We start from the raw sequence: 24,617 nt of genomic DNA on the forward strand, positions 1-24,617 counted from the left end.
GCTCAGATACTCGGGCTTTCGATGCCGATGATGCGGTGGCGCAGCTTCTCGCTCAGGAAATCGATGACGACGACCGTAACGAGGATGATGACGAACAGCGCCGAAAGATCGGTATATTCCTGCAGCGACATGGCGGTGCGGATCTCCTGACCGAGGCCGCCGGCTCCGACATAACCGATGATCGAGGAGGAGCGCACGTTGATCTCGAAACGCAGCAGCGTGTAGCTGATGATGTTCGGGATCACTTGCGGCACGACGCCATAGCGCATCTGCTGGAACCAGGTGCCGCCGGAAGCCTTGACGCCTTCCAGCGGCCGCATGTCGATATTCTCGTTGACCTCGGAATAGAGTTTGCCGAGCGAACCCGTCGCGTGCGTCGCGATCGCCAGCACACCGGCAAGCGGTCCGACGCCAAAGCAGAAGACGTAGATCAACGCCCAGACGATATCGGGAACGGTGCGGATGACCTCCAGATAGCGGCGCGAGGCGATCAGCAGAAAACCGCTGGGGCTGAGGTTGCGGGCGGCCGGGAAACTCAGGATGAAGGCGCCGACGACGCCGAGAAGCGTCGCGACATAGGCGATCAGGATCGTTTCGCCGAGCAGTTCCAGCCAGACCGGCCAGCGCCAGAACCATTCGGCGAGATCGCCGCCGAGCGTTTCGAGGCGCAGATGCGGCAGCGTCTTGTAGAGATATTCGCCAAGGCGGGGCAGGGAGGCCCACAATTTCCACGTGGTGACGCGCTCGCCCGAGGGCAGGTTGACCTCGGTCATGTCGAAGAAACCGCCCGTCCGGGCCGTCAGCAGCACCGCGGCGGCAAAGAGCGCGCCCGAAACGAGCTGCACGATCCTGGCGCGACTGCGGATGCGGCGGTATTCGGCCTCGAACTGGCGGACGGCGATGGAGGGCGATGCGGTCGTCATCTCTGGTCCCGGTCGTGGGAGCGCCTGACGGCGCGGCGCTCCCGTTGTCTGGCGTGGACGAAAAGTGTCAGCCGTTGCGGCGCTGCTTCTTCAGCCAGTCGCGCATGTCGACGATCCACTGGTAGCGCTGGTGATCGACATCGACATAGCCCTTGGAGGTGGAGTTGTCGCCGCCGCTCATTTCCTTGAAGGCTTCAGGTGCCTTTTCCGGCGTTGCCTTTACCGCTGCCTTGACCTCGGCGATCATGTCCGCCGGCAGGTTGGTGCGGGTGGTGAAGGGACCGTTGGTGATCTCGGGAGACTGCCAGATGCGGCAGATTTCGCCCTTCGGGATCATGCCCTTGGATTCCATGCGCTGCGGAATGCCGCTGATCTCGTTGTTGATGTAGGTCGCGGCAGCATCGAACTGTTTGTTGGCGACAGCCATGACGCCGGTTTCATGCGCACCGGAGAAGGGGATGGCCGAGAAGAAGGTCTTCGGATCGTAGCCCTGTTTGACCAGGTTATAATAGGGGACGGCATAGCCGGAGGTCGAATCCGGATCGGCGAAGGCGAGAACCTTGCCCTTGAGGTCGTCAACCGACTTGTAGCCGGAATCGCAGCGAACGGTGATGACGGAATAATAGCCCGTCGAACCGTCCTGTTCCTGGCCGGCGAGCAGCGGCTCGACGCCGCCATTAGTCTCGGTATAGGCCGCGGCATAGGCCGAGGAGCCGAGGAAGGCAAATTCGATCTGGTCGGAGGCGAGCGCCTGGATGACGCCGTCGTAATTGCCGGCCGTGAAGATCTCGACCTTCACGCCGAGTTCCTTTTCCAGATATTGCTGGAAACCGACGCGGCGCGCGATACGGTCCTTTTCGTTCTCGCCCGAGAGAACACCGAGGCGGATCGTCTTGTACTGATCTTTCCAACCGTCGGCATGGGCGGCCTGGCTGGAAAGGGCAAACGCAGCCGTCACGGCCGCAAGCATGAGGACGTTCTTCATTCCAACTCTCCTGTTGCAAAAATGCCCGTGGCCTGGCGGGGCCGCGGGTGAAACTCATACGGCCAGGTAGACCTTCTCTTTTGCGGTGCGACCTGTGTTGAATGAGGTGGATGTCACGGCCTCGTCGATCTCCGCGTCGAAATCGTCAGTGCCGTAGATTTCGCGGACCCGTTCCTGGGTCAGATCCGCCGGTGCGCCGTCAAAACGCACCCGCCCGGCCCGCATGGCGATGATGCGTTCGCAATAGTTGCGGGCAGTATCGAGCGTATGAAGATTGACGAGGACGGTAATGCCGTCCTCACGGTTGATCTTGCGCAGGGCCTCCATGACGCGCGTCGCATTGGCCGGGTCGAGCGAGGCGATCGGCTCGTCGGCAAGCATGATCTTCGGATTCTGTACCAGGGCCTTGGCGATGGCGACACGCTGCTGCTGTCCGCCCGAGAGTGTGCCGGCCCGCTGCAGCGCTTGCGGCACGAGATCGAGCCGGTCGAGCGCGCGAATGGCCATGGCCTTTTCCTCGTCCGTGAAGCGACGCAGCATGGAGGAGAAGAAGCCGTGCCGGGCGACGCGGCCGATCAGCACATTCGTCAGCACATCCATGCGTTCCACCAGATTGAACTGTTGAAACACCATGGCGCAGGAGGCGCGCCACAGACGCAGCTCGCGGCCGCGCAGCCGGGTAATGTCCTTGCCCTCGAACATGATCGTGCCGGATGTCGGCTCGAGCAGACGGTTGATAAGCCGCAGCAAGGTTGATTTGCCGGCGCCGCTGCGGCCGATGATGCCGACCATTTGCCCGGCAGCGATCGACAGATTTACGTCGTCGACTGCGTGTGTTTGGCCGAAATTCTTCTTCAGAGAGTGAAGTTCAAGCACCGGAAGACCTCCGCTTGCCAGAAGTGCCGAAGATGAAGCTGAATTATATTTAGGTATCATCCTATAAATATAAAATAACACCTCACTATGACAATTTTATTAAGTAATTCTCCAATATTTCCGGCAATTTGCGGCGCTTTTATCAAGTAATACATCCGGAATTTCCGGATGTATTTTGCCGGCGGGGCGTATCCCGCTTCTCTGCGCCAAATCGCTCACGCAGCCTGCTGGAATCGCCCGATGATCCCGTCGGAATAGACTTGCCTGCCTTGGCTGAACGTGGCTCGTACCCGCGGAAGGCGCCCGCGCTCGGCTATCACGAGGTCGGCGCGCAGTCCGATCTCGATCGCGCCGCGGTCCGTAAGCCCGAGTGCGGCCGCCGGGTTGGCGCTCACCAGCGCCGCAGAAGCCGGCAATCCGCCGGGGCCAGCGTCCGCAAGCGCGATGATGGCGGGCAGCATGGCCGAAGGATGATAATCGCTGGCAAGAATATCGAGAACGCCGCGCTCGTAAGCTTCACGTGCGGAGAGATTGCCCGAATAGGACAGACCGCGAAGAGCATTCGGTGCGCCCATGGCGGTTGCCAGCCCGAATTTGCGCGCCTCCTGTGCGGCAGCCATCGTCACCGGAAACTCGCTGATGCGCGCGCCGAGCCCTTCGACGATGGCCACTTTCTCGACACTGTCGTCATCATGGGAGGCGATGATGACGCCATGGTCGCGGGCAGTCGCGGCAATGCCTTCAAGATTGTCGATCGCGTCATTGTTCTGGGCACGGTTCTCCATGCGTTCGCGAACGCGATGGGCAGCCTGCTCCAGCGTGATCTTGTTGTTGCGGGCGATGGTCTCGATATGCCGTTCGACGTCCCGGTACTGGCCCTGGCCCGGCGTGTGATCCATCAGCGAGACGAGATCCAGCGCGCCGGCCCGCAGCAGGTCTTCGATGACGGCGCGCGCATGGGTGAAGGTAATCTCGAACCGTGCATGAACCCTGTGATCGATCAGAAGATCGTTTTTCCGCAGTTCGACGAGCGTCTGGATGATCGAGCGCGAATGCTCCTCCGAGCGGATGTGGCCGTAGCTGCTGTTGGCATGAAAGGAGAGTGCCGCATAGGCGGTCGTGATACCGTTGCCGGCAAGCTTCTTGTCGAGCTCGAAAATGCCGAGTTCCAGCGGAAAGCGCACATTCGGACGCGGCTCGATCTCGCGCTCGATCATGTCGCCATGCATGTCGATGAAGCCCGGAAGCAGCAGTCTGCCGTCGCCGGAAATATCCGCCGCAGCGACGGGCGCCTCCCTGATCTCGGCGATCACGCCGTCTTCGATCCTGACGGCACCGCGCGATACGACCCTATCGCGCAGCACGATTTCGAAATCACTCAACCACATTCTCTGCTCCATCCTGGATCTGTCGGGTTTGAAGGCTGATTTCGCGGTCGATGAGATCCGCGACATCGTCGGGGTGATGAAAGACGCCGATCATTGCCACGCCTGCAGCCTTCAGTTCGGCAAGGCGGGTAACGAGCGCACGACGCGCATTCTTGTCCAGCGAGGCGGTCGGCTCGTCGAGGAAGAGAAGCCGCTGCGGCAGGATGAGGGCGCGCGCCAGATTGACCTTCTGCTGCTCACCGCCGGAGAAGGTGGAAGGGTAGGCGGCCCAGAGCCCCGGCTTGACGCCGAAGGCGGAGAGCCAGCGGCGGGCCTCTTCGATCGCCTCGTGGTAGGGCCGGCCGGCAAGCCGCAGCGGCTCGGCGACCAGCTCCTCGGCCGCGACACGCGGGCGGGCCTGCAGGAACTGCGTCACGAAGCCGATTTCCCGCTTGCGCAGAAGGGCGATATCGACATCGGCTGCGACCGTCAGATCGATGATGCCTTCGCGTGTATGGTAATAGGCATGCCCGGCCCGCGGTACGTAGGAGCGGTAGAGCGTACGCAGCAGCGTCGATTTGCCGGCGCCGTTTTCGCCCGTCAGCAAGATGAATTCGCCTTCGCGCAGCTCGAAATCGACCTTGTCGAAGGCGTGCAGCGTGCGCTTGAGATGATGCATCTCGAAATGCTTGGCGAGGCCCTGAACGGAGAGGATCGTTTGTGCGGAAGCCGCAGGATGTGTGTGCATGTTCACCTGATGGCTCTCCTGTCAAAGCTTCGCATGCACGAGCTGCTGGGTATATGCATGCTGCGGGTCCTGGAAGATCTGGTCGGCGAGGCCCTCTTCGACGGCTTCGCCGTTGCGCATCACCATCACCCGGTCCGCCATCGTGCGGATAACACCGAGATCATGCGAGACGATGACGATGGTGATGCGGCGCTCGCGCTGCAGCCGCTTCAGCGTGTCGAGCACCAGCGCCTGGACGCTGACGTCGAGCCCCGTCGTCGGCTCGTCGAGAAGCAGAAGTGCCGGTTCAAGCGCGATGGCCTTGGCAAGCTGCACGCGCTGCTGCATGCCACCGGAAAGTTCCGCGGGACGGGCGTCCATGCGCTGGACCGGAAATTCCGAAGCGTCGAGCGCGCCCCTGGCGCGGGCGCGAAGTGTCGCGAAATTCCGCTCGCCGGCAATCAGCAGCCGCTCGGCGACATTGCCGCTGCTCGTGTGGTTCATCCTCAGGCCAAGATGCGGGCTCTGGTAGACGATGCCGATATGGCGCGCCCGCAGCATGCGCCGTTCGAAACGGTCGAGCGTGAAGAGGTTCAGATCCTCGCGACCGGGCAGCGCCAGCCGGTATTGCCCCTCATCCGGCCTGTCTTCGAGGTTCATCATCCGAAGCAGCGTCGATTTGCCGGAGCCGGATTCGCCGACAATGCCGAGCACTTCGCCGGGATAGACGGTGACATCGACGCCGCGCAGCGCTTGAACCTCGCCAAAGCTCTTGCGGATGCCGTTCATCGTCAGGATCGGTGAGGACAGCATCAGCCGCGGCGGCTGACGGACCGGGGCAGAAGGATTGGGGGCGGAAAGACTTGCGGCGCTCATTGCTCGATCCTGCCCTGCTTGTAGTAAGTTTCACCGATAGCAACGGCTTCGCCGTCCCGCTTGCGGATATGTTTGACGCCGTACTGGCTGTCGGAGACCTCGAAGGCGGATGAGCCATCGTCCTGCGGCAGCTCGTTCATGAAGTAGCCTGTTACGCCGCTGCGGTGACAAATCTTGTCAGCATGGTCCTCGACCCGGTAGGGCACATCGTCGAAGACGAGCGGCTCGACGCGCGTATAGGGCGGTACGGCATGAATGCGCTTTTCGCGGCCGGCCGACAGGATGGTGAGGTTTGCCGCCAGATTCATCTTCGGCACGTCCCAGCGCGGGATCGGCGACGGCGTCATCACATGGCGGCCATTGACCATGCTCGGATAGCTGGAGCCCTGCATGATGCGGCCCGAGCGCACGAGCTGTTCGTAAAGCGTAAGCCAGAGCTGACCATAATCGGCGTCGCCATGCATGACGCGGGCTTCCGACATGTCCGGCTGGACCGGCCGCAGCGGCTCGGGATTGGGAACCTGCAGCACAAGGATCTGGTTCTCGCGCAGCTTCTCTTCGGGAATGCGGTGGCGCGACTGGATGATGTCGGCCTCCAGCGTATCCAGCGTCTCCCGGGCCGAGCTGACACGGCGCAGGAATTTGCGGATGCTACTGGCATTGACGGAATCGTCGGCGCCCTGGTCGATGACCTTGACGACCGAGGTCGGTTTCAGGAGCGTCAGCGTCACCTGCAGGCCGCCGGTTCCCCAGCCACGGGCAATCGGCACCTCGCGGCTGGCATAGGGTACCTGATAGCCAGGAATGGCGATGGCTTTGAGGATGCGGCGACGCATCTCGCGCTTGGCGGATTCATCCAGGAAGCCGTAGCTGAAGGCCGCCCAGGGTTTGGTCAGTTGATCGAGTTTCACGGCATTGCCTTTTCGAGTTCGGCCTGTTGGACCGCGCCGCTCTCGGGCGCGCCGGGTCTGTTGGCTGCCTTGTCGGCCTTCACGCGCCTGATCGCATCGAGGCTCGACTGGAAGGTCACGTAATGCGGCAGCTTGAAGTGGATGCAGAAGCCCGAGCTTTCGACCGGCTCGGTGTGATAGAGAACGAACTCCTCGTTCGAGGCCGGATGCGGATTGGGCTGATTGGAGGCGAGATCGAGCGAGGCGGCTGCGATCACCTTCACCTCGTTCCAGCCGAAGGTGGCCGAAAAACCGAGCTCCAGCCCCTTGCTCTTGGAGATGATCTCGCTCTGGCTGACGCGCACGCGACCGGCGCTGAAGAGCGTGCCGCGCGGATGGCGGACACGGACCTCGGCCTCTCCGAGCCTGAGCTCGTTGACGGTCGGATGCACGCTGCCATAACCGCGCATGGTCGAATAGCCGAGCGCCAGCGTCCCGCCCGTATCGGCACGTGCGAGGCTCTGCAGCTTGTGGGCGCGGCTTGCCGGGAAGAGCAGCGGCTCGCGCGTCACGTCGGGGATCTCGTCGAGCGGGAGGTCTTCCGCTGGCGTCTCGGCGATCAGGCCCTGCGCCTTCTGCCAGTCCGTGAGGGACGGCTGCGTGGCGGGTGCCGGCTTGTCTGCCGATTCCACGGGTTCGGGGACGAAAGTCGCGCCATCGAGCACGCCGACATTCAGCATCCGATGCGAGTAGTCGAGCGTCGGTCCGAGGATCTGCCCCCCCGGAATGTCCTTGAAGGCTGCCGAAATACGCCTGACGGTAAAGAGATCCTGCTGGCGAACCGGCTCGGCGATCGTCAGGCGTGGCTGCGTCGTGCGGTAGGCACGCAGCAGCAGCACCGCCTCGTAGAGGTCGCCGCCGGATTGGGCGAGCGCCAATGCGGCAAGCTCAGGCGCGTAGAGCGAGGCCTCGCCCATGACGCGATCGACGAGGTAGGGCAGGCTCTCGCCGATCGCCTCGATGCGGGCCTTGTCGATCTGTCCGAGCTCTTCGCGGTAGAGACGCTCGGATTGTTCGATGGCGTGTTCGCCGCCACGTGTCGCAACATAGGCCATCAGAGCACCTCAATCTTGGTGGAGCGGGGAATGCCGATCAGGCTTGCGCCATCGGCGAGGTAGATGTCCCAGCCGAGGGGATAGCGGATGATTTCGGCCCGCAGCGCCCAGAAATCCGGATGCACGCCGCCGATCGCGATATCGAGGGCGCCGTTGATGCCGGGGCCGGTCAGGCGAAGCCCTGTTCCGCTGCCGATCTGTGCCTCAGCGAAAATCGTCGCCGAGGCGTCGGGATAGAGCAGGTTGCCGCTCAGCATTGTCGAAAGTGCAAACAGGTCCGCCTGGTTGCCGACAGACGCGAAGACATATTCGGCTTCGTCCAACGCAACGGCATTGGCGCCGGTCCTGGCGATATCGGCCTTCAACGCCTCATTGGAGCAAAAGAAACTGCATTCGCGGTCGAGCAGGCTTTCGGCGAGCGCAAACAGGCCCGGAAAGGGCAGGGGCTGGACACGGCCGGGGCGCGCGAGCGCCCACATCAACGCATCGAAGGTGGCATTGGTGCGCATGTCTTCGGCAGTCGGAAGAAGCAGGGCCTGGCTCATCAGAAGGTCTCCATCCGCACGCGCGTCGCTTCGACCTTGCGCAGCCTGACATCGTCGTCCTGCATCTGGCGGCGCTGTTCGCTCGTCAGGAATTTCTCGATTCCCGTTTTGCCGATACCGCCTGCAAAGCTTGCATCGATGACGGCCATCGCCATCGCATGTTCGAGATCGCGCCCGACGACGGCGCCGTAGCCTTCGACGCCATGATCGGCCAGACGAATGTGAGCTTCGGCCATCAGCACCTCGCCGAGATGGAAGGCTGTGTTCTGCACGGTGTCGGTATAGGGGAGCATCGCAAGGCCGGTGCGGTTGACGAGAACCTCAACCGCTCCGAGTTCGTCGAGGAGATCCTCTGCGATGGCCTTGATTCCCTTGGCATCGGCCCTGGCAAGTATGTCGAGCATGCTTGCATGGCTGAAGCTGGCAGGGGGCGCGCCGGCTTCCATGGTGTCATTCATCGTCCTGTCCTTTCGCCGGTGTCGCCGCGCGATCCTCCGGCTCGTTGTCAATGCTGAATTGCACGCGCTCTCCGGCCCAGACGGTCTCGGAATAGGCGATCGGCCGGCCTTCCATGTCGACGTCGGTCTTCTGGACGACGAGCACCGGCTGCTGTGGCGATTGGGCGAGAAGCTGCGCCTCGTCGCCGATCGCCCGGCGGGTGAGGATCATGGTGCTCTGCCTGACATAGTCGGGGATGCCGAAGGCAGCGTAGATGCTGGTGACGGATTCACCCGCGCGGCGGCGCAGATGCATGTTCGGAAACCGCTCCACCGGATGATAGGAGTGGCTGAGGCTGATCGGCACGTCATCGGCAAAACCCCGCCGGGCGATCATGTAGACCTTGGCGCCCTCGGGAAGCTTTAACGCAGCGGCGATGCCGGGCGGTGCGACAATCTCGGATTCCGACACCGGCTGCCCGGAAGGCACGCGCCCCTGTTCCAGCAGGTTTTTGCGGAAGCGCGTTCGCCGGGCAATATTGTAGGTGATGACGGAGTGCTCTTCCACGAAGGTGCCGCGGCCCTGCTCGACCCGCACCTTGCCGGCGGATGCCAGTTCGGCGATCGCCCGCCGCACGCTGTGGCGGCCGACCTTGAACCGCTCCATGATCTCGGATTCCGTCGGCAGGCGGCTTCCCGGCGCAAGCGCGCCCGAGGCGATATCCCGGTTGATCTGTCGCTCGACGATCTGCCACTGGCCGGAGCGCGATTTCATGTCGATCGGATGTTTTTCGTCTGTCATTCGGATGAATCCAAAATTCATTCGGATGACATAAACATAGCCGTTGTCGGTGACGCTTTTGTGTAGGGCGACGCAAAATTGGGCACAAAAGAAATGTCACCTGCCGGCTTGCCGGCCGGCAGGTGACAAAGTTCGGCTGCCGCTGATGCCCCAGCTGGCCGAACTTAATTTTCCGGCATCGCCTGGCTCGGTACTGCGCCCGTCCGCATCGTCCGCTTGAAGCCGCCGCTGCCGTCCATGCCGGGTGTGACGATTTCCGGGTAGAGGTAGAGGAAGTCGTGGAAATGGACGACGGTCGAGGGGCCGTCGATCAGCGTGACGGCATATTCTGCCGGGCCGACGCGGTCGCGGTGGCGGGAATCGCCGAGGTTCAGTGCGGCCTGGTGGTTGAGGCCGTAGCACATGGACATCGGAATACCGTGCCAGGAGCCGGCGATCGGCCGGTGGACGTGGCCGAAATACATATGCCGGATCGCCGGATGTGTCTTCAGCACGGTCAACAGCGCCTCGTCGTCGACCATGCGGATATTGTCGACGCCGTTCATGCCGATGCGGAAGGGCGGATGGTGGAAGAAGAGATAGACCGGCCGGTCGCTCGCTTCGGCAAGCCGCCTTTCGAGCCAGGCAAGGCGGGCGGCGTCCATATGACCGCTATGTTTGCCGTGTTCGATCGTGTCGAGCATGATGAGCCGGCAGCTGTCGTAGTCGATCACCGACTGCACGAAGCCGTTTTCATCGACCGGCTGGTCGGGGAAGACAGATCGGAACGTGTCGCGATTGTCGTGATTGCCGATCATCAGGCGGTAGGGAATGGTCGTTTCCTGATCGAGAATGTCGCGCAGCAGAGCATAGGCCTCGGCCTCGCCGTGATGGGCGAGATCGCCGGTGAAGATCAGCCAGTCGGCATCGGGCTGGTGGGCGCTGATATCGCGCAGCGCCAGGCGCAGGCGCACTTCCGGGTCTGTATCGAGGAGCGAGCTGCCGGGCGGCATGAGGTGAACGTCGGTCAGCTGGATGAATTTCGGCATGTCTGTCTCCTGGGGATATTTATGCGGCTGCGCTGGCCGGCTGCGTTTCGATGAGGCGGCCGTCGCGGCCGAAGAAATGAAGATGTTCTGACGGCAGGTTCACCGTCAGCGCCTGGCCGACGGCCCGCTTGTCGGTTGCAGGCAGCAGCGCCGACAATGCGGTCTGGCCGATGCGCAGATGGACCTGCCGGCCATTGCCGAGTTCCTCGACGAATTCGACCGGAAGGTTCGCTCCCGCGCCGACCTGCATGTGCTCGGGTCGGATTCCGGCAACGATTTCCGTGCCCGGCGCGACCGGCAGCACACGCTCGAGCGGAACCTTGATGTCGCCGCCGAGTACGATGCCGCGGCTGTCGCCATCGACGACGGCCGGAATGAGGTTCATCGGCGGCGAACCGAGGAAGCTTGCGACGAAGGCGCTTGCCGGCTTCTCATAAATGTCGGCCGGTCGGCCCATCTGCTCGATCCGGCCCTTGTTCATGACGATCAGGACATCGGCGAGCGTCATCGCCTCGATCTGGTCGTGGGTGACGAACAGGCTGGTGACGCCCTGGCGGCGGTGCAGGCGCTTGATTTCGAGCCGCATCTGGGTGCGCAGCTTGGCGTCGAGGTTCGACAGCGGCTCGTCGAACAGGAACACTTTCGGTTCGCGGATGATGGCGCGGCCCATGGCGACACGCTGACGCTGGCCGCCGGAGAGCTGACCGGGCTTGCGCTTCAGATAGTCCTCAAGCTGCAGCACCTGGGCGACTTCGGCGACGCGACGGTCGATCTCGGCGCGCTTCACGCCTGAAACCGTCAGCGAATAACCGAGGTTCTGGGCGACCGACATATGCGGATACAGCGCATAGTTCTGGAACACCATGGCGACGTCGCGCTCGCGCGGCTGCAATTCCTCGACCTGCCGGCCGGCAATCGAGATCTTGCCGGTCGAAACCCTTTCGAGGCCGGCGAGCATTCTGAGCAGGGTGGACTTGCCGCAGCCCGACGGGCCGAGGATGACGGCGAAGGCGCCGCGCTCGATCGACAGGCTGAGGTCGTGAAGTACCTGTGTCGTGCCGAACGACTTGGTGACGTTGGTGAATTCTATTTCGGACATTTGAAATCGATCCTTGCGCGCGGCCTATTTTTCCGAGTTGACCAGGCCCTTGACGAACCATCGCTGGGCGAAGATCACGACTGCGACGGGCGGCATCATCACGAGCAGCGCCCCGGCCAGGATGACGTTCCAGTCGTTGGCGCCATCGGCGCCGGGCTGCATGAAGGTGAGGCCGATGGTGAGCGTGCGGTATGCCGGGCCTGATGTGACGAGAAGCGGCCAGAGATACTGGTTCCAGCCGAAGACGAACATGATCACGGCCAGCGCTGCGATATTCGTCCGCGACAGCGGTAGCAGGATATCCCAGAGGAAGCGCAGGGCGCCCGACCCGTCCATCTTGGCCGCTTCGGTCAGTTCGTCCGGAATGGTCAGGAAGAACTGGCGGAACAGGAAGGTGCCCGTCGCGGTCGCAATCAGCGGCAGGGTCAGTCCGGCATAGGTGTTGATGAGGCTGAGATTGAGATCGATGCGGATGCCGGATGCCGCCTTCACCAGCCAGACGATGCCGGTCCATTCCATGATTTTCTGGAAGGGCAGGAGCACGTTCGAGGCGACCTCGTAGGTCGGAACGATGCGTACCTCGAGCGGCAGCATCAGCGTGATGAAGATCATCCAGAAGGCCACGCCGCGGAAGCGGAAGCGGAAATAAACGAGGCTGAAGGCGGTGATCATCGCGATCACGATCTTGCCGACCATGATCGTCACGGCCGAAATCAGCGAGTTCATGTAAAGCGTCGAGAAGCCGCCTCGCTCCCAGGCGGCCGCCATGTTGACCAGCAGGTGGTCGCTCGGCAGCAGCGGCCTCGGGATCTCCGCCATGCGTTCGAGCGGCAGCGTCGCGGTGATGAACGATACGTAGATCGGGAAGCACATGAGAGCCGCTCCGCCGATCATGATCGCGTGCGTGACGGTATTCAGGATCGGTGTCTTTTCGATCATTCGCCGGCCTCCCCCTTGTCGGAGCCGGCGTAGTGAACCTTGCGCTCGACGAAGCGGAACTGAAGGAGGGTGACGGAGATGACCAGCAGCATCAGGATCAGCGATTGGGCCGAGGACGAGGAAAGGTCGAGCCCGATGAAACCGTCCTTGTAGATCTTGTAGACCATGGTCTGGGTGGCATTGCCCGGGCCGCCCTGGGTCATGACGTTGATGATGCCGAAGCCCTCGGTGAAGGAGGTCGCGACGTTGAGCACCAGAAGCAGGAAGAAGGTCGGCGAGATCAGCGGGAAGACGAGATCGAAGAAGCGCCTTACCGGTCCGGCGCCGTCCATGGCGGCGGCCTCGACGAGGTTGTTCGGAATGGCCTGCAGGCCGGCCAGGAAGAAGACGAAATTGAAGGTGATCGAGGTCCAGCTCGAAGCGATGACGACCATGACCAGGGCGTCGATGCCGCTGAGCGAGGGGTTCCAGAGGCCCGGATACCATTGGTTCAGGATGCCGATGAAGCCGATCTGCGGCTGGAAAATATACTGCCAGGCGACGGCTGCGACGGGGGCTGCGACCGCGTAGGGCCACATGATCGCGGTCTTGTAGAAGATCGTGCCGCGCAGGCCCCGGTCGGCGAAGACTGCAAAGATCAGCCCGAGGCCCAGCGAGATGGTCGTGGTCGATACCGACATGATCAGCGTGTTGCGAATGGCAGTGTGATAGACAGGGCTGGCGAGGATTTCGGCAATGTTGCGCAGGCCGACCCAGACGGCGTCGCCGCCGAACGGCGGTTCCAGCGTGAAGGACCAGAAAAGGGCCTGGCCGGTCGGCCAGTAGAAGAACACGAAGATGATCAGCAGTTGCGGCGCTATCAGCAGATAGGGCAGCCACCGGTCTTCGAAGATGACGCGTTTGATCATGCGCAATGCTCGGGCGATGGGACATCGGGGAGCCAATCCGGGGCGCTGGCGCAATCCGGATTGGCGTCGTCAGGTAGAGGCAGGTCTGCCGATCAGGGCAGCTTGGCGCCCTGATAGGTATCGGCGAAGCGCTTGAGCAGCTGGTTGCCGCGCTCGGTCGCGGCGTCGAGAGCCTGCTGCATCGTCACCTGGTTGTTGAGGGCCTTCTGGATCTCTTCGGTGATGATGTTGCGGATTTCGACGTAGTTGCCGAGGCGAACGCCCTTGGAGAGCGGCGTCGGCGTTGCGCGGGTCAGGCTCTTGACGGCGAGGTCGCGGTTGACCTTGCCGTCCTGCTGGTAATAGCCTGACGCAACGAGGTCGTTATAGGCCGACTTGGTGACCGGGATATAGCCGGTGCCGTCGGACCAGAGCTTCTGCTGCTCCGGCTGGGCGATGAACTGGTAGAAGGCGGCGACGGCCTTGTATTCTTCCTTGGAGAAGCCCTTCATCGTCCACAATGCGGCGCCACCGACGAGGCTGTTGATCGGCGTTACGTCCTTGTTGTGCGGCAGCTGGGCAACCGTCCAGTGCGTACCCTTCGGACGAGCCAGCTCATCGGTCGTGGTGAAGCCGGCGATCGAATCGAAGAAGATCGCGCACTGGCCGTTGACGAACATGTCGCGCCGGGTATCGACGTTCGGATCGTATTTGGCGAGACCCTGATCGAACCAGCGCTTCTGGCGTTCCATATGCTTGACGAACAGCGTCTTGTTGATTTCGAACTGGGCGTCGAGGCCGTCGTAACCGTTATTCTCGGTGGCGACCGGAATGTTGTGGATCGCCGAGAACTGCTCCATGTCGGACCAGAGATCGATCGTCCAGGCGACCGGGCACTTCGAGCCGGCCTTGTCGCGCAGTGCCACCAGCAGGTTGTCGAAGTCTTCCCAAGTCTCCGGGAAGCGGTCGTAACCGGCAGCCTTCAGCTGATCGATGTTGTAATAAACCATGGCGGTCGAGGAGTTGAACGGGAAAGCCCAGAGCTTGCCGTCGCGGCCGGCATAATAATTGCCGATAACCGGGAAATAATCGTCCCAGTTGACCTTGATGCCGGTCTCTTCGACCAGCTGATAGGCCGGAATGACGGCGCCCGAGAGCATCATGGTGCCGGTGCCGCGATCGACCACCTGCAGGATGTGGGGCTGGTTGCCGGCGCGAACGGCGGCCATCGCCTTCTGGAAGATTTCGTCGTAGCTGCCTTCGCGGGTGCAGTTGATGTGGTAGTCGTTCTGGCTCTGGTTGAAGCGGTCGCACTGGGCAAGCACTTCTTTCTGCAGACGGCCCGAGAGGCCGAACCACATGTTGATTTCGGTCTTGGCGCTCGCGGGCGCAGCACCGGACAGCACCGCAAGAGTGGTGGCTGCGATAAGAGCAGTCTTGAACATCCCTATCTCCAAAATTCGTTTCATGCGGCAGCCGGAAAATGATTGGCCCCGCGATAACGTGCGATTTTCTATCGTGGAAACGTTTCATCGGCGTGACGGCTTTGTGTAGGATTAGTGACGTTTCAGCCGTCGGTGGGAGGATCGCCTACCGGCCGGCAATATGTTGGGGACTTCCCGCGTGGTGGCGCGGGAAGAAAAAGGGTGGGGAATTTGCAGGCGGGATCAGGATCCGGCGGATTCGGTCAGAGCCGCCAGGCCCTGTGTTACCAGTTGGGCGGTGATTTCGACCGCGTTCACCCCGACGGCGCCGATGGAATAGGAGGCGCCGACCGCTGCCCAGCGTGCCGCCAGTTCCGCGTTGCGGCTATTAAGGTAGACGGCGAGGAACACCCCGACGAAGATATCGCCAGCGCCTGTCACATCGACAGGCTCCACCGCAAGCGCCGGCACAATGATGGGCGCGACGCCGGGCCGGATAAGCGCCGAGCCGACGGCACCCATGGTCAGCACCACGCTGGCGCCATCACCTTCGACACGCTTCGCCAGAGCTTCCACGAGCGCGGCTTCGTCTATCTGTCCGCCCAGCAACTGGCGCGCGGCGGGCCGGCTCATGAAAATGAAGTCGCAGGCGCGGCGCAGCTCGTCGAATGCGGCAGGAGTCTGCCAATGCGCCGGCAGGCCGGTCGTGTCGATCGTCACGAGTTCGGGGCGCATCGCGCCGGTCAGGCGCAATTCGTCGAGCAACCCTACCCGGAAACCTTCCAGATGCAGGCAGTGGCGTCCGCCCCTGGCAACCGCCTCGCCCAGATAATCGCGAATGCGCGGCACCGGCAATGACAGCGGCTCGTTGAGGATCGTTCGCCGGCCGCCCGTTTCCACGATGATGACGCTGCGTGACAGCCGCCCGCCGGCAACACGCTCGACGGCCTCGACATTAAGACCGCATTCGAGCAGCTGCGCCAGCGCCCAATCGCTCTCGGGATCGTCGCCGAGCGAAGAAATCAGGTTGACCGCGACCGGAAAGTCGCCGCCCAGGCGGCTGGCGGCAATCGCTACATTCGTGGCAGGCCCGCCGACCGAGCGATGAATGAGCCGGGCGGAAACGCGGCTGCCGGCCGGCGGCATCTCGTCCGTCAGAATGGAATGGTCGATGCTGACATAGCCGATCGTCGTCAGCCGCGGCGCGTCGGGTGGCAGCGTGATGCCGCGGCGGGCCTGTTCGGTCTGTCCGACCAGGGAGCGTGCGACGGAGCTTGGCCTGTATCCCAGCCGCTGGATCGCGTCGAAGACGGCGCGGCGGTTCTGCTCTGTCACGGCAAGATTTCCGTTGACGACACGGCTCACCGTGCCGACGGATACGCGCGCCAGCCGGGCGACATCCTTGATGGTGGCGCGGGCTTTCATGGCGTGATGACGTCCGTGGAGAGCGGGGCGGCGCGCATTCCGGCAGTTGCGGTTCCAGTGCGGGGGATGGAAATCGTGGTCGGGTGGGACTGAAGGTTCATGCAATCATCATAGAAGCGTGTCGGAAATTTCATATTCGCGGATTAGCCCTCGCGTGACTACACAATGAAACGTTTTCTTGGTGTAGCGCAACTCAAATTTATGCGAGGCTTCATGCTGATCACCACCTATAATATTCAATACACTCGTGGCCGTGATGATCGCTACGATCTGGAACGGATCGTCGAAACCGTCAAGGACAGCGACATTATCGCCCTGCAGGAGGTGGAGAATTATTGGGACCGTTCGGGTAATGTCAGCCAGTCGGACGAGATCGCGCGCCTCTTGCCCGATCATTTTTACGTCTGGGGTCCGACGGTCGATGTGCTCAAGGTTTCGGACGCTGCCGGCCGGCGCCCGACCGACTACAAGCGCCGTCAGTTCGGCAACATGATCCTTTCGCGCTACCCGATCCTGTCGACACGCAATCACATGTATCCGAAATTCACCGCACCCGGTCCGCACACCATCCAGCGCGGTGCGATCGAGGCGCTGATCGAAACATCGGCCGGCCCGGTCCGCTTCTATTCCACCCATCTCGACCACTTGGCGAGCCGCTACCGGATGGACCAGTTGCAGGAACTGGTTCGCATCTCCAACCGCGCCTTCTATGACGGCCCTGCAATTGGCGGGCGCGAGATCGTCGCCTCCTGGCGGGAAGAACCGGCTTTGCCCGACATGCCGCGCGAAGCGATCCTGCTCGGCGATTTCAACTTCGAGCCGACATCGCCGGAATATGAATGGATGTGCGGTCCGGTCAACCGCTGGCATGGCAGGCTGCCGGATGCTTCCGGCTTTGTCGATGCCTTCGTCGCGGCAGGCGGCGCGGAAGATCAGGGGCACACGCTTTACCGGGACTTCGACGCCAAAAGCGGCATCCGCATCGACTATTGCTTCGTGCCGACGTGGTATTCGAGCCGTCTCCGCAAGGTCTGGGTCGATGAACGTGCGGACGGATCGGATCATCAGCCGCTGCGTATCGATATCGACCTTTGATTGTTGCTGGGCCGATATTAGCGGAACGACAATACCTGACGCTGCGGCTGGAACTGCGGCGTCAGGACATCTCGCTCCTCCCTCGCGCGACTAGACAGCGTAGGGATTTTCCGCCGGTTTCGTGAACCAGTACGGGCCGTCTTCGGCCATATAGATATGGTCTTCGAGGCGAACGCCGAACGTGCCGGGAAAGACGACCATCGGCTCGTTCGAGAAACACATGCCCGGTGCCAGCGGCGTTTTGTTGCCGCGGACGATATAGGGCGCCTCGTGGATTTCCAGGCCAAGGCCGTGGCCGGCGCGATGCGGCAGGCCGGGCAGGCGATAGTCCGGGCCGAGCCCGTGCCGTGCAAAAGTGCTGCGGGCCGCGGCATCGAGGCTTTCACAGGAGGCACCCGGTCTGGCCGCATCGAATACGGCCTGCTGGCCTTCGCGCTCGATTGTCCATGCCCGCTCGAATTCGCTGTTGCCTGCTTCGAGCATATAGGTGCGCGTCAGATCCGAATGATAGCCATCGATGCGGCAGCCGGTATCGACAAGAACGACGTCACCCGCCTGCAGGACCTGTTCGCCGTCCGCCCCGTGCGGCAGCGAGGTTGCCGCGCCAAACGAGACGATGCAGAAGCTCGAGCCGTCGCTGGCGCCGGCGGCGCGATGCTGCTGGTCGATGAAGCGCACCACATCCGAGGCTGCCGTGCCTGTTGTCAGCGTGTCGCGAACCTTGCGGTGAATATCGAGCGTGATGCCCATCGCATAGCGGATGAGGGCGATCTCCGCCGGAGACTTGATGGCGCGCAGCGCGCGGATCATCGGACCGCCATCGACGAGGCGTGCTGCGCCCATCTGCTCGGCAAAGGCATGATAGAAGGCAAGCGGCAGGGCATCGTCCAGCGCGAGCCTGCCGGAGGGGCCGGCCAGTTTCGAAACCAGCGCCGACGGGCTTTCCTCTTCCTGCCACACTGCGCTCTCGCCCGGCAGGTGCGGCAGGGTTTCGACGCGGCTGTTCTCGAAGCCGGGCACGACATAGATCAGCCTGTCCTCGGTGACGACGGCGCCGAGCAGACGCTCGCTCAGGTGCCAGACGAGGCCGGTGAAATAGCGTAAGCTCTCGGTCGGCCCGAGCAGGGTCACAGCGATACCGAGCGCCTGCATGCGTTCGCGCAGGCGCGACAAGCGGCCTCGCCGCTCCTCCTGTGTGATGGCTGCGACGGGATGGGGCCAGGCAGAATGAGACACGCTATATATCCGTAATTTTTGCCAGAATTAGATGCTTGATTCGAACATAGGGCAATTGTAGGCACTGTGTCGACAAACATTCCACAGGATCTCGCCATGCTCGTCAGTGAATACACGATCCCCGGCGTCCATATCCGCGACCACCTCGTCGACTTGCCGCTTGTTTGGAAAGAACCGGATGGCGCATCGATCAAGGTCTTCGTGCGCGAAGTCCGCGATCCCGCACGCAGACAGGAAAAATTGCCGATCCTGCTCTTCCTGCAGGGCGGTCCGGGCGGCAAGTCGCCGCGTCCGGTCGGAGGCGGTCCATCCTGGCTTGCCGAAGCGCTCAAGCATTACCGCGTCGTGCTGCTCGATCAGCGCGGCACGGGCAGGAGCACGCGTATCGAGAGCGCCACCATGTCCACCTTTGCGGATGGCAGGGCCGCGGCCGAATATCTCGGTCATTTTCGTGCCGACAGCATCGTTGCCGACTGCGAGCATATCCGGAAGACCGTCTTCGACGGCGTGCGTTGGGAGACGCTGGGGCAGAGCTATGGCGGCTTCCTGACGCTGACCTATCTGTCGCAAGCGCCGGAAGGGCTGGCCGCCTGCTATGTTACCGGAGGGCTGGCAGGACTTTCCGCCACGGCAGATGACGTCTACCGCCGGACCTATCCGCGCGTGGCCGCGAAGAACCGCGAGTATTACAAACGTTATCCTGCCGATCTCGACCGGATTGCCCGGATCGCCGAGCGCATCGCGGAGGGTGATGTTCGCCTTCCGGACGGCGATCGCCTGACGGTTCGCCGCCTGCAGACCATCGGCATCGATTTCGGCATGGCGACCGGTTATGAAAACATACACTGGCTGGTGGACGAGGCCTTCACCGACCCGGAGGAAACGCGGTTTTCCGACGCGTTCCTGGCTTCCGTCATGTCGCTGACCTCCTATGACGGCAACCCGATGTTTGCCGCGCTGCAGGAAAGCATTTACGGGCAGGGCAAGGGCGCGACCGGCTGGGCGGCCGAGCGCATCCGGTCCGAATTTGCCGAATTCGACGAAGGGAACCGGCCGCTCTATCTGACCGGCGAGATGATGTATCCTTGGATGTTCGAGGACATCCGGTCGTTGCGGCCGTTCCGTGACGCTGTCGAAGCGCTGGCACGCTACGATGCGTTCGAACCGCTCTACGATCCGGCACGGCTCGCGTCGAACGAGATCCCCGTCGCCGCGGCCATCTATTTTGACGACATGTATGTCGATGCGGAACTCTCGCTCGCCACGGCTCGAGAGGTCGGCAATGTGAAGACCTGGGTGACGAATGAATTCGAACATGACGGCGTGCGCCAGTCGCCGGCCGTCTTCACGCGCCTGCGGCAGATGGTTCGCGACAGCGGCGGCCCCCTCGGCTGATCGAGGCTTGCGCCGCCGCGGGTGCCGGATATCAGGCCGAGAGCGATTTGCCGCCGACGGGATCGAAGAGACGCGTGCGGTTCATATTGAAGGAAAGCGGCCCGTGCAGGCACGTTGGCCTTGCTTGCCAGAAGGCTGGCTCGGGTGAAGGTGAGGCGATCGAGCCCGGTGTAGAGAGCCTGACGCCGGCCTGCCATGGCCGGTCATCTATACGCGCGCTGCCTGATTGGCTTCGCTGTCGATCCGAACCCTGCTGTCGGTTGCGCGCGGCTTCAGCGCTTTTGTCAGGCAAAGCGCCGCGATGATGATCGGCAGGCAGACGAGGTAGGAAACCCTGATGCCTGCGTGCTCGGCGACGAAACCGAGCAGCGGCGGCGCGAGGAAGAAGACGACGAAGGACATTTGCCCGAGGGCCGCGACGTTCAGATGGGCCGGCCGATCGGTTCTTTGTGCGGCCGCGGAAACGGCCAGGGGGTAGACCGCGCTGCAGCCGCCGCCCATCAGCGCGAAACCGAAGAGAGCGACATAGGGGTGCGGGGCAAGCCAGACGGCGCAAAGGCCAGCCATCGAGAAGACCAGCAGAAAAGTGGCCACGGCGCGCGCACCGAACCGGTCGACAAGCGGGTCGACGAACAGCCGGGCCAGGGCCATGAAGAAGGTAAACATCGTCAGCCCGAGGCCGCCGACAAAAGGTTCGACCGCGAAGACATCGCGCATGTAGATGGCCGACCAGTCGATGCCGGCGCCTTCCACCAGAAAGGCGGCAATGCCGATGATGCAGAGCGGCATGAGCCCCCATGTCGGCAAGGCGACGCTCGGGCCTTCCACATGCTCGATCCCGGCACGGGCCGGGGCATTCTTCATGCCGGAGATGACGATGGTGCCGACGATGAGGACGAAGGTGAATGTCAGCGCAAGATGCAGGTGCATGGACACGCCCGCCTGACGAACGGCCGAGCCGACCAATGCAGTCAGGAAGAAACCAAGGCTCCAGAAGCCATGCGCCCTGTTCATCACGCCCCGGCCGAGCTGGGCTTCGATGCGATCGATCTCGACATTGAGATTGATCTCCAGTGCGCCCGCAAGCAGCCCCTCGCAGAGCAGAATGAAGAAGACCAGCCAGGCGGCACCGGCCCAGGGAATGGTTGCCAGCAGCGCAGACGTGCCGAGCACCGTCAGAAACGCTGTCCTGCGCGCGCCGAAGCGCGCAATGAGCGGTGACGCGAATGTCAGGGAAATCAAGGCGCCGATTGCCGCGCCGATCAGCGTGAGACCGAGTTCGGACTTGTTGACAGCCAGGGCATCCTGGAGATCGGGCAACCGCGAGAGCAAAGCTCCCATCGAGATGGCGAAGAGAAAGAAGCAGACATAGATCCGGTGTTGCGGCTGGATATGCATTCGATCGCTCCGGGATGTGATCGGTTCGGAAGTTTGACTTCAATCGCAGCGATAGCGAAAAAGACAATTTCGAGTGGCATTTCCGAGATATATCTTGTTGATGGTAACCGCAACAGCAACTTTAACTGGTTGCCTGCCGGCGCTCGGATTTTCCGTTCCGCCGACCGCGGGGCAGGATGTTAAACCATCGTATATCTGACCTTTCGCCGTACGCGGACTTAGCCTGCCCGGATCGTAGCGAACCCCAGAGGAGAAAGATACGATGCTCAAGTCCATCACCATGGCCGCACTGGCGTTGATTCTTGCCGCTGCCCCTGTTTCTGCGGCCCAGCAGGCCCACAACGCCAAGATCACGGTTGTCTTCGATCACGAATTGCCGAACGTCCCGGGCAAAAGCATGCGCGGCGTCCTCGTCGAATATGGGCCGGGCGGGTATAATCCTGCACATACCCATGCCAAGAGCGCCTTCATCTACGCGACGGTCATCGAGGGCGAAATCAGAAGCAAGGTGAACGACGGGGAAGAAAAGGTTTTCAAGACCGGCGAGAACTGGATCGAAGTACCCGGCGACCATCATCTGGTCAGCGCCAATGCCAGCAAGACCAAACCCGCCAAAATCCTCGCGGTGTTCGTCGTCGATACGAAGGAAACGGAGCTGACAACGCCAGACCCCTGATTGCGATGCCGGTTGCGGGAAGGGGATGTTCCGTCGCGACCTTCCCGCCAGACGGGACGTTGGCTGCGATGGGAGCCTGCGTGTAATTGCTTAATGTTGACTATTCGAAATTAAGTAAAAAACAAGTTTTCCTCTCAAGAATTGGGGTATTCGATATTTGAGAGGACGTTATGCACGAGGAAAAGATCAAGCGGCCGATATGGATCCGCATCACGGCCTATGGGTTTGCGGCCGTTATGTTTGCAAGCGCGGCAATCGGTGGTCTTGCCTGGCATCGCCAGAACGCGATGAGCAATCAATCGCTCCAGAAAGAGCTTTCGTCTGACCTGCATGTGATCCAGGCGGATATGGAAGCTCAGAGGCGGGCGGCTGCGGGTCTTGCGATAGCCCTTGCCGGTGAGCCTGAGACGGCCGACCTGATTGCCAGGAATGATCGCGCATCCATTCTTGCAAAATATACCGCCAGCCTGCCGGCGATCAAGGCGCAGGGTCTTCAGCTCATCACGTTCAGCAGTTCCGATGGCGTGGCCGTTGCGCGTATCCACACGCCCGACGTCTTTGGCGACGATCTCAAGGGACGTCGCAAGATGATCGTTGCGGCGCTGACGCAGGGTAAGCTCAACGCAGGCATCGAACCCGGGCGGACCGCCGTCAGCATGTTTGCCTCGGCGCCGGTCATCAAGGATGGCAAGACCGTCGGCGTCGTCGATGTCGGCACCTCGCTCACGAACGACTATTTTGCGCCGCTGGCGCAATCGGTCGATGCCGCGGTTGCAGTCCATATCCTTCAGGACGGAAAATTCGTCTCTCAGGCCTCGACGTTCGGCGACAAGACGATCCTTACTCAGGAGCAGTTGCAGGCGGCTTTCAACGGAGACCGCGTTCGTGTCCATGCCATTCGCGACGACAAGGATTATGAAGTTGCCGCCATCCCCTTCGAAGATTTTTCCGGCCGCAAGATCGGCGTTTTCGAAATCGGCTCGGATGTGACGGAGATCGTCGAAGCGTCGCGGCAGGCGCTCTGGATGGCCGCGATCGGCGCCGTCGTCGTTTCGCTGATTTCGCTTGTCGGCTTCCTCGTCTTTGCGCGTTCGATTGCCGCGGTCATCAAGAAGACGACAACTACCATGGCGCGCCTGGCCGCAGGCGATCTCAACGTCGAGGTTCAGGGCCAGGCCCGGCCGGATGAGATCGGTGCAATGGCTCGTGCCGTCCAGGTCTTCAAGCAGAATGCGATCGAGCGGGTTCGCCTCGAACAGGAAGCAGAGACCAATCGCAGCATGAGCGAAAGGGAGCAGATCGAGCGCGAGGAGGAAAAGGCGAGGGACGCCGCCGACGTGCAGTTTGCCGTCGACAATCTCGCCGCCGGTCTCTCGAAGCTCGCCGAAGGCGACGTGTCCTACCGCATCGATCAGCCTTTTGTGGCAAGGCTCGACGGCGTCCGCAGCGATTTCAACAATTCCGCGGAGAAGCTGCAGTCGGCGCTCAACCGGGTGTCGCAGAATGCCCGCGGAATCGATTCCGGCGCAAACGAGATCAAATCGGCCGCCGACGATCTTGCCAAGCGCACGGAGCAGCAGGCAGCCGCACTCGAGGAAACGGCTGCGGCACTTGAGGAAATCACCACGACGGTGAAGGATTCAAGCAAGCGCGCCAAGGAAGTCGGTGAACTCGTCTCGCGGGCCAAGACGGGCGCTGAACAGTCGGGCGAAGTCGTCCGCCGCGCGGTTTCGGCCATGCAGCAGATCGAAAAGTCTTCGGGCGAGATCTCCAACATCATCGGCGTCATCGACGATATCGCCTTCCAGACCAACCTTCTGGCGCTGAACGCCGGTGTCGAAGCAGCGCGTGCCGGTGAAGCCGGTAAGGGCTTTGCGGTCGTCGCCCAGGAAGTGCGCGAACTGGCCCAGCGCTCGGCCAACGCCGCCAAGGAAATCAAGGCGCTGATCACCACGTCGAGCGAACAGGTCAATGCCGGCGTCGGCCTCGTCGGCGAAACCGGCAAGGCGCTGGAAACGATCGCCGCAGAGGTCCAGGAAATCAATCGCCACATAGTGGCGATCGTCGAAGCATCGCAGGAACAGTCTTCCGGCCTCGACCAGATCAACCTCGCCGTCAGTCAGATGGACCAGGATACGCAAAAGAACGCGGCGATGGTGGAAGAATCGACCGCCGCAAGCCACAATCTCGCGAAGGAAGTTGCTTCGCTCAACGAGTTGCTTGCCCAGTTCAAGCTCAGCGAGACGGGTCTCGCGCTGCGTTCGGCCGCACCTCGTGCTGCCGCCCGCAACGATGCACCGTCGCCGTCGCCGGTCCGCGCCTTCGGACGCAGGATCGCCTCGGCATTCTCAGGGAATGCCGCACTCGATACGAAGGACGGCAACTGGGAAGAGTTCTGAGGCTCGAACCGCTGAAGAAAGCGGTGCGGCCGCTATCGCCGCACCGCCTTTAGTGCCAAGTCTGCATTCGTCA

At 62.2% G+C, this 24,617-nt stretch carries 23 protein-coding genes; 4 read left to right on the forward strand and 19 right to left on the reverse strand.

The features are described from left to right. Window positions 1-2: 2 nt before the first annotated feature. The 17 genes from phnE to ACFPWW_RS17920 all read right to left on the reverse strand — a co-directional run bounded on the left by phnE (window position 3) and on the right by ACFPWW_RS17920 (window position 16,345). Complete coding sequence (gene phnE, locus ACFPWW_RS17840; protein WP_113498170.1) at window positions 3-923, reverse strand: phosphonate ABC transporter, permease protein PhnE; 921 nt, start codon at window positions 921-923, stop codon at window positions 3-5. A gap of 67 nt (window positions 924-990) precedes the next feature. Further along, the gene (gene phnD / locus ACFPWW_RS17845) at window positions 991-1,908 is read right to left on the reverse strand and encodes a phosphonate ABC transporter substrate-binding protein (protein WP_377312760.1); all 918 of its coding nucleotides are present in this window, start codon (window positions 1,906-1,908) and stop codon (window positions 991-993) included. 54 nt (window positions 1,909-1,962) lie between these two features. Then, window positions 1,963-2,784: a phosphonate ABC transporter ATP-binding protein gene (gene phnC, locus ACFPWW_RS17850; protein WP_112757492.1), complete on the reverse strand. Its 822-nt coding sequence runs from the start codon at window positions 2,782-2,784 to the stop codon at window positions 1,963-1,965. Window positions 2,785-2,999: 215 nt separating this feature from the next. Continuing rightward, window positions 3,000-4,172 (reverse strand): alpha-D-ribose 1-methylphosphonate 5-triphosphate diphosphatase, encoded by a 1,173-nt coding sequence (locus ACFPWW_RS17855; RefSeq protein ID WP_112704023.1) that lies wholly within the window; start codon window positions 4,170-4,172, stop codon window positions 3,000-3,002. After that, the gene (locus ACFPWW_RS17860) at window positions 4,159-4,899 is read right to left on the reverse strand and encodes a phosphonate C-P lyase system protein PhnL (RefSeq protein WP_377312802.1); all 741 of its coding nucleotides are present in this window, start codon (window positions 4,897-4,899) and stop codon (window positions 4,159-4,161) included. Before ACFPWW_RS17860 ends, ACFPWW_RS17855 begins: the two co-directional genes overlap by 14 nt. A 21-nt stretch (window positions 4,900-4,920) precedes the next feature. Further along, entirely contained in the window at window positions 4,921-5,754 is an 834-nt protein-coding gene (locus ACFPWW_RS17865; RefSeq protein WP_377312761.1) for an ATP-binding cassette domain-containing protein, read from the reverse strand. Next, window positions 5,751-6,665, reverse strand: coding sequence for an alpha-D-ribose 1-methylphosphonate 5-phosphate C-P-lyase PhnJ (locus tag ACFPWW_RS17870; RefSeq protein WP_112570697.1), 915 nt, complete (start codon window positions 6,663-6,665; stop codon window positions 5,751-5,753). The genes ACFPWW_RS17865 and ACFPWW_RS17870 overlap by 4 nt, the downstream gene beginning before the upstream one ends. Further along, entirely contained in the window at window positions 6,662-7,759 is a 1,098-nt protein-coding gene (locus ACFPWW_RS17875) for a carbon-phosphorus lyase complex subunit PhnI (protein WP_377312762.1), read from the reverse strand. Before ACFPWW_RS17875 ends, ACFPWW_RS17870 begins: the two co-directional genes overlap by 4 nt. Beyond that, complete coding sequence (gene phnH / locus ACFPWW_RS17880; protein ID WP_112570693.1) at window positions 7,759-8,304, reverse strand: phosphonate C-P lyase system protein PhnH; 546 nt, start codon at window positions 8,302-8,304, stop codon at window positions 7,759-7,761. The genes ACFPWW_RS17875 and phnH overlap by 1 nt, the downstream gene beginning before the upstream one ends. Beyond that, complete coding sequence (locus ACFPWW_RS17885) at window positions 8,304-8,762, reverse strand: phosphonate C-P lyase system protein PhnG (protein WP_377312763.1); 459 nt, start codon at window positions 8,760-8,762, stop codon at window positions 8,304-8,306. The genes phnH and ACFPWW_RS17885 overlap by 1 nt, the downstream gene beginning before the upstream one ends. Continuing rightward, window positions 8,755-9,543, reverse strand: a complete 789-nt coding sequence (phnF, locus tag ACFPWW_RS17890; RefSeq protein ID WP_377312765.1) for a phosphonate metabolism transcriptional regulator PhnF — start codon at window positions 9,541-9,543, stop codon at window positions 8,755-8,757. Before phnF ends, ACFPWW_RS17885 begins: the two co-directional genes overlap by 8 nt. Window positions 9,544-9,707: 164 nt before the next feature. Further along, on the reverse strand, window positions 9,708-10,571 hold the full coding sequence (locus ACFPWW_RS17895) for a phosphodiesterase (protein WP_377312766.1): 864 nt from the start codon (window positions 10,569-10,571) through the stop codon (window positions 9,708-9,710). A 19-nt stretch (window positions 10,572-10,590) separates the two neighbouring features. After that, window positions 10,591-11,670: an ABC transporter ATP-binding protein gene (locus tag ACFPWW_RS17900; RefSeq protein WP_377312767.1), complete on the reverse strand. Its 1,080-nt coding sequence runs from the start codon at window positions 11,668-11,670 to the stop codon at window positions 10,591-10,593. A gap of 24 nt (window positions 11,671-11,694) precedes the next feature. Continuing rightward, window positions 11,695-12,609, reverse strand: coding sequence for an ABC transporter permease subunit (locus tag ACFPWW_RS17905; protein ID WP_112704032.1), 915 nt, complete (start codon window positions 12,607-12,609; stop codon window positions 11,695-11,697). After that, window positions 12,606-13,517, reverse strand: a complete 912-nt coding sequence (locus ACFPWW_RS17910; RefSeq protein WP_377312769.1) for an ABC transporter permease subunit — start codon at window positions 13,515-13,517, stop codon at window positions 12,606-12,608. Before ACFPWW_RS17910 ends, ACFPWW_RS17905 begins: the two co-directional genes overlap by 4 nt. A 92-nt stretch (window positions 13,518-13,609) precedes the next feature. After that, a complete protein-coding gene (locus tag ACFPWW_RS17915; RefSeq protein ID WP_377312770.1) occupies window positions 13,610-14,941 on the reverse strand; it encodes an extracellular solute-binding protein in 1,332 nt (443 codons plus the stop codon). 222 nt (window positions 14,942-15,163) lie between these two features. After that, a complete protein-coding gene (locus tag ACFPWW_RS17920) occupies window positions 15,164-16,345 on the reverse strand; it encodes a PfkB family carbohydrate kinase (RefSeq protein WP_377312771.1) in 1,182 nt (393 codons plus the stop codon). A 213-nt stretch (window positions 16,346-16,558) separates the two neighbouring features. Here ACFPWW_RS17920 and ACFPWW_RS17925 point away from each other — a divergent pair, with 213 nt between their 5' ends. Further along, complete coding sequence (locus ACFPWW_RS17925; RefSeq protein ID WP_162706973.1) at window positions 16,559-17,440, forward strand: endonuclease/exonuclease/phosphatase family protein; 882 nt, start codon at window positions 16,559-16,561, stop codon at window positions 17,438-17,440. Between the two features lie 90 nt (window positions 17,441-17,530). On the opposite strand, the gene ACFPWW_RS17930 is transcribed toward ACFPWW_RS17925, so the two are convergent. Then, a complete protein-coding gene (locus tag ACFPWW_RS17930) occupies window positions 17,531-18,676 on the reverse strand; it encodes a M24 family metallopeptidase (RefSeq protein ID WP_377312772.1) in 1,146 nt (381 codons plus the stop codon). A gap of 96 nt (window positions 18,677-18,772) precedes the next feature. Between ACFPWW_RS17930 and ACFPWW_RS17935 the strand changes: the two genes are divergently transcribed. Beyond that, window positions 18,773-20,071, forward strand: a complete 1,299-nt coding sequence (locus tag ACFPWW_RS17935; RefSeq protein WP_377312773.1) for an alpha/beta fold hydrolase — start codon at window positions 18,773-18,775, stop codon at window positions 20,069-20,071. Window positions 20,072-20,278: 207 nt separating this feature from the next. On the opposite strand, the gene ACFPWW_RS17940 is transcribed toward ACFPWW_RS17935, so the two are convergent. Beyond that, complete coding sequence (locus tag ACFPWW_RS17940) at window positions 20,279-21,469, reverse strand: MFS transporter (protein ID WP_112704038.1); 1,191 nt, start codon at window positions 21,467-21,469, stop codon at window positions 20,279-20,281. A gap of 262 nt (window positions 21,470-21,731) precedes the next feature. On the opposite strand from ACFPWW_RS17940, the gene ACFPWW_RS17945 reads away from it, so the two are divergent. Both ACFPWW_RS17945 and ACFPWW_RS17950 read left to right on the forward strand, forming a co-directional pair. Further along, window positions 21,732-22,145, forward strand: a complete 414-nt coding sequence (locus ACFPWW_RS17945; protein WP_377312774.1) for a cupin domain-containing protein — start codon at window positions 21,732-21,734, stop codon at window positions 22,143-22,145. A gap of 170 nt (window positions 22,146-22,315) precedes the next feature. Next, on the forward strand, window positions 22,316-24,544 hold the full coding sequence (locus tag ACFPWW_RS17950; RefSeq protein WP_377312775.1) for a methyl-accepting chemotaxis protein: 2,229 nt from the start codon (window positions 22,316-22,318) through the stop codon (window positions 24,542-24,544). Window positions 24,545-24,617: the final 73 nt, after the last annotated feature.

This window comes from Rhizobium sp. GCM10022189 (genome assembly GCF_042656325.1).
Taxonomy (GTDB): Bacteria; Pseudomonadota; Alphaproteobacteria; order Rhizobiales; family Rhizobiaceae; genus Rhizobium.